Raw genomic sequence first — 13,311 nt, 5'->3', positions numbered from 1 at the left:
ATTTAGTCATCAACCAGGAGGTAAATTATGGCATTTCAAATTTTAACGACTACTGCAGCAAGCATTACAGAACTGAAACGTGATCCAATGGGAACTTTCAATGCCGGAGAGGGCGCTCCAGTTGCCATTCTTAACCGTAATGAACCGGCTTTCTACTGTGTGCCTCCGGCACTTTATGCTCATCTTATGGATATTCTTGAGGATGAAGAACTCGGTCGTATTATCGATGAGCGTGCGAATGAACGCGTCATTGAGGTCAACATTGATGACTTATAAGCTGGCATTTAACGAATCAGCACTAAAAGAGTGGAAAAAACTGGGTCATACCATACAGGAACAGTTTAAAAAAAAGCTAAGGGAACGGCTTGAAAACCCTCGGGTTCCGGCTTCTCAATTACATGGAAGAAAGGATCAGTACAAAATTAAGCTGCGTGGTGCAGGATACAGACTGGTGTACAGCGTCGAAGATGAAATTATCACGGTAACTGTCATTGGTGTTGGAAAGCGTGAAAATGATGCCGTCTACAAAATGACACGACACAGAAGCTAATCACTCAGGAAATGCTCTCTTTCCCGTCAAGCGATACGACAAACAGGCTCAGTTCTTTTATGTGACAGCACCTTGACATATGCCACGTATATGAAACTATGGCCTACGTTGTGTATGTGACATTCATTTTATTACCGCCCGGAGTGTTTACGCTATCTGAGGATAACATTATGACGCAACGTATCGCGTTTTTTCCTGCCGACCGCCATTCTCTGTATGAGGAACACGGGTATTCCGCAGCCATCCGTTCTGGTGATTTACTGTTTATTTCAGGCCAGGTAGGCAGTCACACAGACGGAACGCCGGAGCCTGATTTTCAAAAACAAGTGAGGCTTGCTTTTGAAAACCTGAAAGCAACACTGACTGCAGCAGGATGCACATTCGATGACATAGTGGATGTCACCACCTTCCATACCGATCCAGAGCAACAACTTAACGACGTGATGGCGGTGAAACAGGAGATATTTGCCCATCCCCCTTATCCTAACTGGACCGCTGTTGGCGTTACCTGGCTGGCCGGCTTTGATTTCGAAATAAAGGTTATTACCCGAATCCCCTGATGCTTATTCTCGGTAAAACCGGTAGCATTGTACCGGTTTTATTTTATTCATCCCTGCCCTTCATCCTGTATGATTAACATGCAATCACCAAACATATCGAACTGACATGACTGGATATCTTCTGAGGCATAGGCCTTCATGAGTAGATCAACCCCAGCAAACTGACCGGTTAACACCATATGCGTCGTTTTTGGCTGATGTAAGTTCGTTAGCAGGCAGTCAACCACTTTCAGTTGATAACCTGGATGTATATAAAGCGCAGTCCAGCCAGAACTTGCTTTGAGGCAATTGTGCTCCCTCGAATACGCGGACTCCAGGCATCGTGTAACGGTAGTTCCTACGGCAAAAATACGTCCGCCATTTTGCTTCGCAGTATTAATGATATCCGCTGTTGCTTGCGGAACCTCGTAGTATTCTTCGTTGATAGTCACTTCCTCTACACATTTTGTTTGTATTTTTCTGTTGGACAGCATTTCTGTTGATGCAACATGTAAAGTGATGAAGGATATTAACCCACCTTTATCTTTGATTCTTTGGATAAGATCCCAGGTAAAATGAATGCCGGCAGAAGGTATTTCCAAAGAGCCATACTTTTTAGAAAAAACGGAACGGTAAGCATCTGGATATTTATAAAACAAGCTGGAGTCCACATACTCATCAAGACGCTCACCATGACTGGCTAAATAGCAAATTAAGGCCTCATGATTTTCTACGACGGCTCGGTACTGGCTCTCTTCGCTAAACTTTTGCTCTACCTTAATGGAAATTTCAGGGTTATCAACCAAATAGAAAACATCATTCGCGTTAAGCCTTTCTTTTAAAAGTCCGGAAATAATTATCCTATTATTTGGTAAAAACCCCTCTAAAACAATTTTAATTAATCTATTCCGTCTTGTTTTACAGATAAACATATGGTTTATTATAGTACTGTCGTTAAAACAGATTACATCACCTTCTTTGATATAATCAGTTACTTTACTAAAGTCTACCTTATGAATTTCCCCTTTACTCCGGTTGAGGACAAGCATTTTACACTTTTCCCTGTATGAATCATTGGCTATCCAATGAGGTCTGAGTGGGATAGTCATCTGATCGGTAATGCGAAAATCATATTTTTCGGTAAGCATATATTTACCCTTTGAAAAACCATTGATACGGCGATTGTTATATAGCCGTATTCTGCAGTATACGTTGGTCTTTCAAAGGGTGAAAATTAACTCAATAAATGTTGTTGTTATATTTACTTTGCTGGCTATTTAATCAATGTCAGATACCGATATTAGCCTGGACGATCGGATTTGACCGCCCTTTTCTTTTGCTTATTCCGGCATTGAAGCATCGCTATCCATTGCATCGGCAAACTTTTGCATTAACCGAACAAAGACATCAAGTTCATCCTGAGGCCAGTCTTTAAAAACAACTTTGCCCATTTGCTCTCGCGCAGCGTCTATACGCTCCGTCATCGCCTTTCCTGTACGGGAGATAACGGCCTCGCGTATACGACGATCGATGGCATTATGCTGCCGTATTATCAACCCCAGCTTCTCCAGTTTGGCGACCTGTCGGCTTACCGTCGTATAATCACGACCGGCACGTTCGGCTAACTCAACAACGCCAATCGGCCCTAAACGTTCGATACTAATAAGGATCGAAAATAGCGCACGATCGAGTTGAATCCCCGCCTCTGCAATTAATTTCTCATCATTACGAGGCCGGTTAAGCGCGCTCACCACGCGAATCAACGCACCGTGAAGCGCCTTCATTTGCTCGGAAATATGTGTATCTTGCACATTTTTATTTTCTGACATAGCATGTCTCCTCTTATGTGCATAATACACATATCGGAGAGACGATGACAAGATACACCACTACAGATGTACTGATCTGCGGCGCTGGCGTTACCGGGCTTACTTTAGCCATCGAACTGGCGCGTCACGGGGTCTCATTTCGCCTGATTGAGAAAAGAACGACGCCTTTTATCGGCTCCCGCGGTAAAGGTATTCAGCCGCGAACGCAAGAAATCTTCGAGGATCTTGGAATACTCAATAAAGTGGTCGCCGCCGGCGGGCTCTATCCCCGACTACGAACCTACCGTCACGACGGAAGCTATGTAGATTCAGATATTGCGCATCATACAAAACCGACCCACGCCGAACCCTACCATCTGCCATTGATGGTTCCACAGAACGTGACAGAAACGATTATGCGGGAGCAATTAAAAGCATGGGGACATCGGGTGGAGTTCGGCTGCGAGTTACGACATTTTGCGCAAACCCCACGCACGGTCACCGCGTATGTTGCCGGGCCGGCTGGAGAAGAGGTCATCATCGCGCATTATTTGATAGGCGCGGATGGCGGCGGAAGCTTTGTCAGAAAAAAATTAGGCGTCAGCTTTCCCGGCCGTACGTTGGGAATCCATGCGCTTGTGGCTGACGCTTCACTTTCCGGTCTGAACCGGGATGTATGGCACCATTTTAACGATGGCGATATGGCGCGGATGATAACGATTTGCCCTCTCGCCGGCACGCAGCTCTTTCAAATCCAGGCGTTGTTGGCCCCGGACGACTCGCAGAATTTCTCAGCCGACGTGCTCACGGCTTTTCTTACTGAACGAATCGGGCGGACGGATGTCCGCATCCATTCGATTCCCTGGGTATCGAAGTACCAGATGAATGCGCGCATAGCGGAACATTACCGTGTGGGTAAGGTATTTTTAGCCGGTGATGCCGCTCATGTGCATCCGCCGACGGGTGGGCAAGGGTTAAATACCAGCATCCAGGATGCCTATAACCTGGGATGGAAAATGGCAGCCTTGCTGCGGGGCGCAGGAGAAGAGCTTCTCGATAGCTATGAACAGGAACGCCGCCCGGTAGCCGAATCACTGCTCCACCTTTCTACCCGATTACTTGACTCTCAAAAACAAGGTGGCATCAAACGAGAACGCGACGTTCAACAACTTGACATCCAGTATACCAACTCCCCCTTAGCCCACACGTTGCCCGAACGTCAGCATGGGTTACAAGCGGGAGAAAGAGCTCCGGATGCTCCTCTTTTGGGCGCCGGCGGCCAATCATTACGATTATTTCAGTTACTCCAGGGTCCGGACTGGAATCTGTTGGCCTACGAAACCCACGGTAAGGTAATTGATGCGCGGCGAGGACTGCGTATTCATCACATTGGCGAGCAGGACGAGCTCATCGATACCCTGGGGCACTTCCGGGAGTCCTATCAACTGGCGCCGGGTCAATGCGTGCTGATCCGACCCGATGGCTATGTCGGCGCATTCTTTCACGGCAAACAGAGCAACGATATTGAAAATTATCTCTCTCGTTTTGCCATAGGGATTAAAGATGAATACTAATGTCTATGAGAACACCGACAGCGAAACTATCACCCCGCTCAACAAGCGGCGTATTTTGCCTGTTTTCCTGCTTGTCGGCCTTTACGCCGCCAGTACAGCTGCTGTAATGTCGGTACTGCCTTTTTATATCCGCGAGATGGGCGGTTCGCCGCTTATCATTGGAATCATCATCGCCACTGAAGCTTTTAGCCAATTTTGTGCGGCGCCCCTGATTGGCCACCTTTCCGATCGCGTTGGCCGCAAGCGAATACTGATTGTCACGCTGGCTATTGCGGCGATAAGTTTACTATTACTTGCCAACGCGCAATGTATCCTGTTTATCCTGCTCGCCCGCACGCTTTTTGGCATTAGCGCCGGGAATTTGTCAGCCGCCGCAGCCTATATTGCCGATTGTACGCACGTCAGAAATCGGCGCCAGGCAATCGGTATCCTCACAGGCTGCATTGGTTTAGGCGGTATTGTCGGGGCAGGCGTTTCCGGGTGGCTATCGCGTATCAGTCTGGGTGCGCCGATCTACGCCGCCTTTATACTTGTCCTTGGGGCTGCCCTGGTCGCGATTTGGGGGTTAAAAGACCCTTCCACAACATCACGTACCACAGATAAAATAGCGTCGTTCTCTGCCCGCGCTATTTTAAAGATGCCAGTCCTTCGCGTCTTAATCATCGTAATGCTTTGTCATTTCTTCGCCTATGGCATGTACTCTTCACAATTACCTGTTTTTCTTTCTGACACCTTCATCTGGAATGGGCTTCCCTTTGGGCCAAAAGCGTTAAGCTATCTGTTAATGGCGGACGGGGTTATTAATATTTTCGTTCAGCTATTTCTGTTAGGTTGGGTGAGCCAATATTTTTCGGAGCGAAAGCTAATTATCCTCATCTTCGCCCTTCTTTGTACTGGATTTCTCACTGCGGGTATCGCCACGACCATACCAGTGCTTATTTTTGCTATCGTTTGTATTAGCATCGCTGATGCGCTAGCCAAACCCACTTATCTTGCCGCCTTGTCCGTCCATGTATCGCCTGCCCGACAAGGTATCGTCATCGGAACGGCGCAGGCATTAATCGCAATCGCTGATTTTATATCCCCCGTATTGGGCGGATTTGTCCTGGGTTATGCCCTGTATGGCGTCTGGATCGGTATAGCTATCTCTGTCGCCATTATTGGTCTGGTGACGGCAATGATTTACCTTTCAAAAAGTTCAGTGCTAATAGTGAAACCAGAAACAGAATAGTGTGACAACGTCACAAAAATTATTGTTCCCTTCTTCCCTTATTTATCAAAAGTATTGTACTTATATTGAATGTTTAAGAGGTATTTATGGAAATTATGCTGGTTGGCATTTGCCCTTGTAACGCGCGGGGAAAGCATGAAAAAAATATATCTCGTTGTTATCGTACTATTTTTTATTTCTACAAAAGTTTATACACTACTTCATAACAACATCTTCTTTTGTCGAAACAGCCCGGAGTGTGATTTGTCTCATGTTCTCCCCGACTACCGGGAGCAGATTTCAGGCACACCGCTAAAATATACCTTGATTAATATAGCTCCATTAGCACAGGTGGTAGTCAGACACTATGAATTATTATCGCAACACTGGTCGCCAGATGACATGGTAACCCCTGCGCAATGGCGACATAACGTTGATATTTATATCCCTGAAACGGCAAAAGAGCACCATGCTTTGGTGGTTGTAAACAACGGAATTAATTATGAAAAAGGCGTACAAATCCCCAGTAAAGCTGGTGATTTCCCCCAGGAAACACTGGCAAGCATCGCCCGTGATACGAATACCATCGTAATATCAGTGAGTGATATACCTAACCAATATTTAACCTTTCAGGATGATAAAAAACCTCTGAAAGAGGACGAGAGCGTTTCCCGAAGCTGGGCATTATTTATGGAAGCGCCGGAGCAACGCGAGTTAATGCCTTTAAATATTCCTATGGTCACTGCCATATCGCAAGCGATGAGATTAGCAAAAAAGGAGTTAACGCAATGGAATATAAATTCCTTTATCATTACAGGTATTTCAAAGCGTGGGTGGACCACCTGGTTGTCAGCTATTGCCGATCCTGATGTTGAAGCAATTGTTCCCTTCGCCATTGATCTACTTGATATTGATGCTTCACTTGAGCATATTTATCAATCATACGGTGGAAATTGGCCCATTACATTCTACCCCTACTACCAGCAAGGCATAGATGAGAAAATAAAATCCCCCACATTTACCCAGCTAAGGCAAATAATAGATCCGCTAAGATATCTCAACACTATTTATCAACCCCGCCTTGCAATACCGAAATATATTATTAATGCAAGTGGCGATGATTTTTTCGTACCAGACAATACTCGCTTTTATTATAGCAAACTTCCTGGCGTAAAATCATTACGTATAGTGCCTAATATGAACCACTACTCAATTAACCAGTTCGCTGAAGAAAGCCTCGTTCCATTTATTAATAGGTTTCAAAGTAAAAAAACATTACCACAGTTGATCGGCCTTATTCACCACCATCTTCTTACGGTCTATTTCTCAGAAGCGCCGGTAAAAGTCGTTCGCTGGACAGCCAACAATCCAAATGCGCGTGATTTCCGTTATGCCTGTGGCATCCGCTATCAGCCGCTTACAATAGATATTCCCGCCAACAATAAGATCAGTATTACGTTAAATGAACCGAAGACAGGTTGGGAAGCTACCTATATCGAAGCCACTTTTAATGATGGCTATGTCGCCACGAGTCAGGTTTATATTACGCCCGATGAAAAATACCCACAGACAGCGCCACCTTCTGTTAACGCCGCATGTCAAACGTTACCGGGGCGTGGATTAGGGGAAAACGATAGTCTCGATTGAATTTTCAAGTAATTGTCTGATTTTAAAGAATTTCATCCATCACGCTTGCGATGAATAAAAATCCTCTGCGATAAATTTTTGTTATATTGATCACGTTCTAACCACAAGAGAGGTGATTTGAAAATAACCTTAAAATATTGTGGTCAGGCCGCTAGACCACAATAAGAGGATTAATCATGAAAAGAAAAACAATGGGATGGCTTATCGTTTTTCTTCTATTTATAGTTTACATGCTCAACTATATGGATCGTTCAGCATTGTCGATAACTGCCCCCTTGATCGAAAAGGAGTTAGGATTTAACGCCGCGGAGATGGGAATGATCTTCAGCGCATTTTTTATCGGATACGCCCTGTTTAATTTTATTGGTGGCTGGGCCAGCGATAAAGTTGGGCCAAAAACGGTTTTTCTCATCGCAGCGTTACTATGGTCTGTATTTTGTGGCTTAACTGGTTTAGTCACCGGATTGTGGACAATGCTTATCGTGCGCGTTCTTTTCGGTATGGCTGAAGGACCGGTCAGCGCTGCCGGAAATAAAATCATCAATAACTGGATTTCCCGAAAGGAGTCTGCCACGGCGATCGGAATTTTTAGCGCTGGTTCCCCGCTCGGCGGCGCGGTGTCCGGGCCGATAGTGGGCCTGTTGGCGTTATCCTTAGGCTGGCGCCCCGCATTTGGCATTATTTTCTTATTTGGCCTGGTCTGGGTATTGCTGTGGTACTTTATCGTTAGCGATAAGCCAACAATGAGTAAACGCCTGGCGCCGGAAGAACGCATTGATTTTGAAAATCATGAGGACGTTATTTTATCTGATGATGGCCGGGCTACGCCTTCACTCGGCTATTACATGAAACAACCAATGGTATGGGCGACAACTCTGGCTTTTTTCAGCTACAACTATATTCTTTTTTTCTTCCTGACCTGGTTCCCAAGTTATCTGAACCATTCGTTACATCTCGATATTAAAGAAATTAGTATCGCCACGGTAATTCCCTGGGTCATCGGCGCCATTGGTATGGTGCTCGGCGGCGTCTGTTCTGATGTAATTTATCGGATTACCGGTAATGCCCTGCTCTCACGTCGACTTATTCTGGGCGTATGTCTGGCAGGCGCGGCGGTATGTGTTGCCGTTTCCGGTACCGTTAGCACTATTGGTAGCGCAATTACGCTCATGTCAGTTTCACTCTTCCTGCTCTATTTAACAGGCCCAATTTATTGGGCGGTTATTCAGGATGTTGTTCATAAAGATAAGGTAGGGAGCGTCGGCGGAGCCATGCATGGCCTGGCTAATATATCCGGTATTATCGGTCCGCTTGTCACCGGTTTTATCGTTCAATTTAGCGGTAAATATGACTATGCGTTCTATCTGGCTGGTGCTATCGCTATCGTTTCAAGCCTGTTGGTCTTCGTGTTTGTAAAAAGTAAAGGATTCAAAGCCAATGAAAGTCAAAGCTGTGTTCATTAATAAGCCTGGTGAAGTTGAAACCCACTGGGTGGATTATCCCCATAAGAAAGAAAATGAAGTATTAATTAAGGTTGATGCTGCAGGCATTTGCGGATCGGATATCGGGGCTTTTCGTGGAACGAACCCACTGGTTACTTACCCAAGAATTATCGGGCATGAAGTGACCGGAATTGTTCTTCAGGAAGGCGCCGGAATGCCGGACAATATTAAAAAAGGTGACCGCGTAATTGTTGACCCCTATATTTATTGTGGTCACTGCTACCCTTGCTCTGTCGGCAGAACTAATTGTTGTGAAAATTTAAACGTCATTGGCGTGCATGTCGATGGCGCAATGCAGGAGGTGGTTACTCATCCCGCACATTTAATTCATAAAATACCAGATAATGTGCCTTCTGAAATGGCGCCGCTGGCAGAACCGCTGACCATCGCTCTGCACGCGCTGCATCGGGCAAACGTTAAGGCCGGGGAATATGTTGCCATCATCGGCGCGGGGGCCATTGGTCTTATGGCGGCATTAAGCGCTCGACATTACAAGGCAACGCCTATTCTGATCGATATTGTGGAAGAAAGGTTACGCTATGCGCAAAAGCTTGGCGTTCCTTATGTACTGAACGCCGCTGACGATCAGGTTATCGACGCTATTAAAAATATCACCCACGGCACCATGGCGCAGGTCGTGATAGAAGCCTCCGGCGCAAATAGCGCTATTCGAAATACGCTTGATTTAGCATCGTTTGCTGGTCGTATTTCGTTTACCGGATGGCCAAAACAGGAAACGTCGCTGCCGACGAACCTGATCACCTACAAAGAACTGGATTTACGCGGCTCCCGCACCAGTGCCGGTGAATTTGATGAGGCATTACGCATGCTGTCAACGCTGGAGATTAATCCGCAAGATGTTGTCAGTAAGGTCGTCAATCTTGATGAGATCCCTGATGCAGTTAAAGAACTTGATCGCTATCCGGAGCGCTACTTAAAGATTAATGCTGTTTTCCATTGATTTACGGCAAGCTCCACCGCATGGCATGACCGCCATGCGGTGTTATTCATCGACAAAATTAGCCGCCGACAATCTTTCTCACATAGCGTAAATGTTCCAGCGATCCCTCATAGGCGCTGTCAGCATCAGACTGTCGCATCGCATCCACTATCGCTTTATGTTGTTTGTTGAGATTAAGTAAAACATTTCTGTCTCCAGACTGCTCATCAAGCCCGGCATAAGGGATATTAATCCGTTGTTCCCATAACATACGGGACATATCGAACAACACCCGGTTACGGCTGGCCTCAGAGATCGCAAGGTGAAACTCTTTATCCAGCGAGTAAAAGCCGTGGACGTTATTATCGTTAATGGCTTGATCCATACGATGATAAATCGCCTCTATTTGATTGATGACGTCAACGTTATCGTTTTGTGCGGCTAAGCGCGCACAATGGCTATCGACCAGCTCGCGAGTAGAGAGAATTTCTTCGATGGTATAGTCGCTGGCAAGGTGTTTTTTATCTGAAACGATAACCCCATTACCGGACTGAATCACGATCCATCCCGAGATCTCCAGTACAATAAGGGCTTCTCGCAAGGAGGCGCGGCTCACGCCAAGCTGTTTTGCCAGTTCGCGTTCTGGCGGTAAAAAAGTTCCCGGTGGAAAAATATTATCATTGATCAGCTTAATGATGAGGTTGGCTATCTTCTGATAGAGCCTCTCCTGCCTGACCTCAGGTATAACCATGCGCCCTCCAATCCATATCCAGGGGATTTTGAATGGATTTAGCATACCATCCTGGCGCTGGTGATCGTGATAATTAATTACCGTGCATGATAAAGAGAAGCAACCGCCGGTAGCCTCCATTACCTTCGCCGAGACTACCGGGGAAACTAAACCGAGATGAGCTATTTATCCTTTGACGTTGATTTTCTCGAACACGGGCGCTGTCGCGTTCTTAAACTGAGAAAGAGACCAGGTTTTATAGTTGATATCATTGTAGCCGCGCACCATCATCTCACCGTGCGTTAAGTCAGACAGCGTTGTCCAGACCGTATATTCTGAGACCGGTTTGCGGGTGGCGTTGCCTTCCCCTTCACTCCCCATATAATCAACCGTAATATTTTTCGGACGATCTAAACGGCTCATAATATGCGCAAGCGTATTCATTGCATCGTGGGCGGATGTCGCTTGCGGCGCATATGTGGTGTAATAAACGCCGCGTATAAAACGGGAAACCGACGTATCGGACGATGGCAAGTCTGCAATAGCAATCCCGCTATCAGGCTGCATCACTTTTATCCCGCCCAGTGTGCCTGAAGAGCGGTCCACATTGGTTAATTGCGTATAATTATTCAGATTTGTCAGATGCCAGGGGAATGCGGGACCATTTGTCATCACGCGAGTGGGATTGTCATAGACATGGAATTTGCCATTTTCCACTTCAACGACAATGCTTCCTCCTTTCTTGTCGTAAAACGCATAATGAAATGGCGATTTCAGATCGCCAAACCGATGCAGTTCCGGTGACCAGAATTTGCCCTCTTTTATTGCCTGTTTTACCTCGCCGACAGTAGCAAAACGGGCCAGCGCCCATTCTCCCAACGAGGTGACAGGAATTGCCTGTTTATATTCACTCGCGGGCAATGGCGGCAACTGCGCATTCATGATCATGTTTTCACTAAATGACAATCCCGCGCTATTCATGCCTTCAAGTATGTCTCTGCTATCGCCATCAGTAATGGTGGAAGTAATGGCCAGTATCGGATACTTCGCCTGATAGCTTATCCCCTGGCTGCCATCCGGCGTTTTTTTATCAAACTGTGTTCCCGCCGGGTAATACGTTAACCATGAGGGTAAATCCTGCATATATTCCAGCGTACGCCCATGAAAAATATCGCCTTGTTTATCCTGAATAGCAAGGGTTGTGCAGGCCTGTGCAGCCAGGGCGTATGAAAACAGCGCCGGAGCGATAAATAACATTGCTTTACTTTTTTTCATCATGCTCTCCTTGTTTGTAAAAATGGATTGGATGAATATATTAAATTAAACCTATCAATGGTTATGCAGCACGTAATTAATTGTGATCTTATTTTACAAGCTAATAAATTTAACTGACGGGTTTAAAGGAGAGTTAAACACAGCGAACTAACATGAAACGCGTTATCCGTGTGACCATTTAAAAAAAACCCATCATGTTATAAATAAAAAACACGGTTTCTTATCAACATTAAGAGATATCTTCACAACGCTATATTTACTCCACATCACCAATAACATTAAATTAATTTATGTTTTTGAGTAATGTGAGTAGCACACATGTAATCAGTTGTTACGAATTAGAAACATAATTGCTACTAAAACACGTTGAGAAAGACAAGAAATGCAACATATGATGCCCACACTAACTATAGTGGTTTGGGATAAACGTTATGCAAACACAAGATACATTTTATCAAGTTATGCGTAGACACGGCGTGACAAGGCGTAGCTTCCTCAAGTTTTGCAGCCTTACCGCAACGTCTTTAGGCCTGAGCAGTTCGATGATTCCTCAGATAGCTTATGCCCTGGAGAATAAACCGCGTACGCCAGTGATATGGCTGCATGGTCTTGAATGTACCTGTTGTACCGAATCTTTCATTCGCTCTGCGCACCCGTTGGCAAAAGATGCCATTTTGTCGCTCATTTCCCTGGATTATGACGACACCATTATGGCCGCCGCAGGGCAACAAGCCGAGCAGGCGTTGGCGGATGTGATGCGTGAGTACAAAGGAAATTATATCGTTGCCGTGGAAGGTAACGCGCCGCTGAATGAAGATGGGATGTTTTGCATACTGGCTGGCGAGCCGTTCCTGGAGAAGTTAAAACGCGTCAGCGCGGATGCTAAAGCGATTATCGCCTGGGGGTCCTGCGCATCATGGGGCTGCGTGCAGGCAGCCCGTCCCAACCCAACTAAAGCCACGCCGGTTCACAAATTAATTACCGATAAACCCATTATTAAAGTGCCAGGCTGCCCGCCTATACCTGAAGTGATGTCCGCCGTTATCACCTATATGCTGGCATTTGATCGCATCCCTCCCCTTGATCGTCTTGGACGACCAAAAATGTTTTATGGCCAGCGAATTCATGACAAATGTTACCGACGCGCGCATTTCGATGCCGGTCAGTTTGTGGAAGCGTGGGATGACGAAGGCGCCAGAAAAGGGTATTGCCTGTACAAGATGGGCTGTAAAGGTCCGACCACCTATAACGCCTGTTCAACCGTTCGCTGGAATGATGGCGTGTCTTTTCCTATCCAGTCGGGTCATGGATGCCTCGGATGTTCGGAAGATGGATTCTGGGATTACGGTTCTTTTTACAGCCGGGCAACGGGCATTCCGCAAACCGGCATTGAGGCTACCGCCGATAAAATCGGACTGGGCGTTGCCGGCGTCGCGGGCGCTGCCGCCATCGCTCACGCCACAGTGAGCGCCATAAAACACGCCCGCAATAAAAACAACACGTCATCAGAAAACGCTCCGGAAGAGAAAAAATAAT

At 46.2% G+C, this 13,311-nt stretch carries 13 protein-coding genes; 9 read left to right on the top strand and 4 right to left on the bottom strand.

Annotated features, from left to right (window positions below; genetic code table 11):
* Positions 1-27: 27 nt before the first annotated feature.
* The 3 genes from J4650_RS02495 to J4650_RS02485 all read left to right on the top strand — a co-directional run bounded on the left by J4650_RS02495 (position 28) and on the right by J4650_RS02485 (position 1,110).
* The gene (locus J4650_RS02495) at positions 28-276 is read left to right on the top strand and encodes a type II toxin-antitoxin system Phd/YefM family antitoxin (protein ID WP_000885426.1); all 249 of its coding nucleotides are present in this window, start codon (positions 28-30) and stop codon (positions 274-276) included.
* Positions 266-550 (top strand): type II toxin-antitoxin system RelE/ParE family toxin, encoded by a 285-nt coding sequence (locus J4650_RS02490; protein WP_000221343.1) that lies wholly within the window; start codon positions 266-268, stop codon positions 548-550. Before J4650_RS02495 ends, J4650_RS02490 begins: the two co-directional genes overlap by 11 nt.
* A 170-nt stretch (positions 551-720) precedes the next feature.
* Positions 721-1,110 (top strand): RidA family protein, encoded by a 390-nt coding sequence (locus tag J4650_RS02485; RefSeq protein ID WP_023993262.1) that lies wholly within the window; start codon positions 721-723, stop codon positions 1,108-1,110.
* Between the two features lie 47 nt (positions 1,111-1,157).
* Here the strand turns inward: J4650_RS02485 and J4650_RS02480 are convergent, their stop codons facing one another.
* Together J4650_RS02480 and J4650_RS02475 are read right to left on the bottom strand one after the other, a co-directional pair.
* Entirely contained in the window at positions 1,158-2,237 is a 1,080-nt protein-coding gene (locus J4650_RS02480; protein ID WP_023993261.1) for an S-adenosylmethionine:tRNA ribosyltransferase-isomerase, read from the bottom strand.
* Between the two features lie 192 nt (positions 2,238-2,429).
* Positions 2,430-2,918: a MarR family winged helix-turn-helix transcriptional regulator gene (locus J4650_RS02475; protein ID WP_001293634.1), complete on the bottom strand. Its 489-nt coding sequence runs from the start codon at positions 2,916-2,918 to the stop codon at positions 2,430-2,432.
* A gap of 44 nt (positions 2,919-2,962) precedes the next feature.
* On the opposite strand from J4650_RS02475, the gene J4650_RS02470 reads away from it, so the two are divergent.
* The 5 genes from J4650_RS02470 (at position 2,963) to J4650_RS02450 (ending at position 9,791) form a co-directional block, all read left to right on the top strand.
* Entirely contained in the window at positions 2,963-4,471 is a 1,509-nt protein-coding gene (locus J4650_RS02470; RefSeq protein WP_023993260.1) for an FAD-dependent oxidoreductase, read from the top strand.
* Positions 4,461-5,702: an MFS transporter gene (locus J4650_RS02465; protein ID WP_023993259.1), complete on the top strand. Its 1,242-nt coding sequence runs from the start codon at positions 4,461-4,463 to the stop codon at positions 5,700-5,702. Before J4650_RS02470 ends, J4650_RS02465 begins: the two co-directional genes overlap by 11 nt.
* A 69-nt stretch (positions 5,703-5,771) precedes the next feature.
* Entirely contained in the window at positions 5,772-7,328 is a 1,557-nt protein-coding gene (locus J4650_RS02460) for a PhoPQ-activated pathogenicity-related family protein (RefSeq protein ID WP_023994286.1), read from the top strand.
* Between the two features lie 176 nt (positions 7,329-7,504).
* A complete protein-coding gene (locus tag J4650_RS02455) occupies positions 7,505-8,791 on the top strand; it encodes an MFS transporter (RefSeq protein ID WP_000824240.1) in 1,287 nt (428 codons plus the stop codon).
* Entirely contained in the window at positions 8,766-9,791 is a 1,026-nt protein-coding gene (locus tag J4650_RS02450; RefSeq protein ID WP_023993257.1) for a zinc-binding alcohol dehydrogenase family protein, read from the top strand. The genes J4650_RS02455 and J4650_RS02450 overlap by 26 nt, the downstream gene beginning before the upstream one ends.
* Before the next feature lie 58 nt (positions 9,792-9,849).
* Here the strand turns inward: J4650_RS02450 and J4650_RS02445 are convergent, their stop codons facing one another.
* Both J4650_RS02445 and J4650_RS02440 read right to left on the bottom strand, forming a co-directional pair.
* Positions 9,850-10,641 carry a FadR/GntR family transcriptional regulator gene (locus tag J4650_RS02445; RefSeq protein ID WP_000388417.1) on the bottom strand — a complete coding sequence of 264 codons (792 nt, stop codon included), beginning with the start codon at positions 10,639-10,641 and terminating at the stop codon, positions 9,850-9,852.
* Positions 10,642-10,686: 45 nt separating this feature from the next.
* Positions 10,687-11,778: a linear amide C-N hydrolase gene (locus J4650_RS02440; protein WP_023993256.1), complete on the bottom strand. Its 1,092-nt coding sequence runs from the start codon at positions 11,776-11,778 to the stop codon at positions 10,687-10,689.
* A 428-nt stretch (positions 11,779-12,206) separates the two neighbouring features.
* Here J4650_RS02440 and J4650_RS02435 point away from each other — a divergent pair, with 428 nt between their 5' ends.
* Positions 12,207-13,310 (top strand): hydrogenase small subunit, encoded by a 1,104-nt coding sequence (locus J4650_RS02435; RefSeq protein ID WP_001194448.1) that lies wholly within the window; start codon positions 12,207-12,209, stop codon positions 13,308-13,310.
* The last annotated feature ends 1 nt before the right edge of the window (position 13,311 follow it).

The organism is Salmonella sp. 32120201201600049SM (assembly GCF_017572835.1).
Taxonomy (GTDB): Bacteria; Pseudomonadota; Gammaproteobacteria; order Enterobacterales; family Enterobacteriaceae; genus Salmonella; species Salmonella enterica.
The sequence above is the reverse complement of the archived record's forward strand: the minus strand, read 5'-3'. Positions and strand labels throughout refer to the sequence as shown.

What these genes read in the sequence shown, in the direction of transcription:
- J4650_RS02450 (WP_023993257.1), top strand. Translation starts at nt 8,766, where the DNA reads ATGAAAGTCAAAGCTGTGTTCATTAATAAGCCTGGTGAAGTTGAAACC.
- J4650_RS02435 (WP_001194448.1), top strand. Translation starts at nt 12,207, where the DNA reads ATGCAAACACAAGATACATTTTATCAAGTTATGCGTAGACACGGCGTG.
- J4650_RS02440 (WP_023993256.1), bottom strand. Translation starts at nt 11,778, where the DNA reads ATGATGAAAAAAAGTAAAGCAATGTTATTTATCGCTCCGGCGCTGTTT.
- J4650_RS02455 (WP_000824240.1), top strand. Translation starts at nt 7,505, where the DNA reads ATGAAAAGAAAAACAATGGGATGGCTTATCGTTTTTCTTCTATTTATA.
- J4650_RS02495 (WP_000885426.1), top strand. Translation starts at nt 28, where the DNA reads ATGGCATTTCAAATTTTAACGACTACTGCAGCAAGCATTACAGAACTG.
- J4650_RS02470 (WP_023993260.1), top strand. Translation starts at nt 2,963, where the DNA reads ATGACAAGATACACCACTACAGATGTACTGATCTGCGGCGCTGGCGTT.
- J4650_RS02475 (WP_001293634.1), bottom strand. Translation starts at nt 2,918, where the DNA reads ATGTCAGAAAATAAAAATGTGCAAGATACACATATTTCCGAGCAAATG.
- J4650_RS02445 (WP_000388417.1), bottom strand. Translation starts at nt 10,641, where the DNA reads ATGGAGGCTACCGGCGGTTGCTTCTCTTTATCATGCACGGTAATTAAT.
- J4650_RS02480 (WP_023993261.1), bottom strand. Translation starts at nt 2,237, where the DNA reads ATGCTTACCGAAAAATATGATTTTCGCATTACCGATCAGATGACTATC.
- J4650_RS02485 (WP_023993262.1), top strand. Translation starts at nt 721, where the DNA reads ATGACGCAACGTATCGCGTTTTTTCCTGCCGACCGCCATTCTCTGTAT.
- J4650_RS02465 (WP_023993259.1), top strand. Translation starts at nt 4,461, where the DNA reads ATGAATACTAATGTCTATGAGAACACCGACAGCGAAACTATCACCCCG.
- J4650_RS02460 (WP_023994286.1), top strand. Translation starts at nt 5,772, where the DNA reads ATGTTTAAGAGGTATTTATGGAAATTATGCTGGTTGGCATTTGCCCTT.
- J4650_RS02490 (WP_000221343.1), top strand. Translation starts at nt 266, where the DNA reads ATGACTTATAAGCTGGCATTTAACGAATCAGCACTAAAAGAGTGGAAA.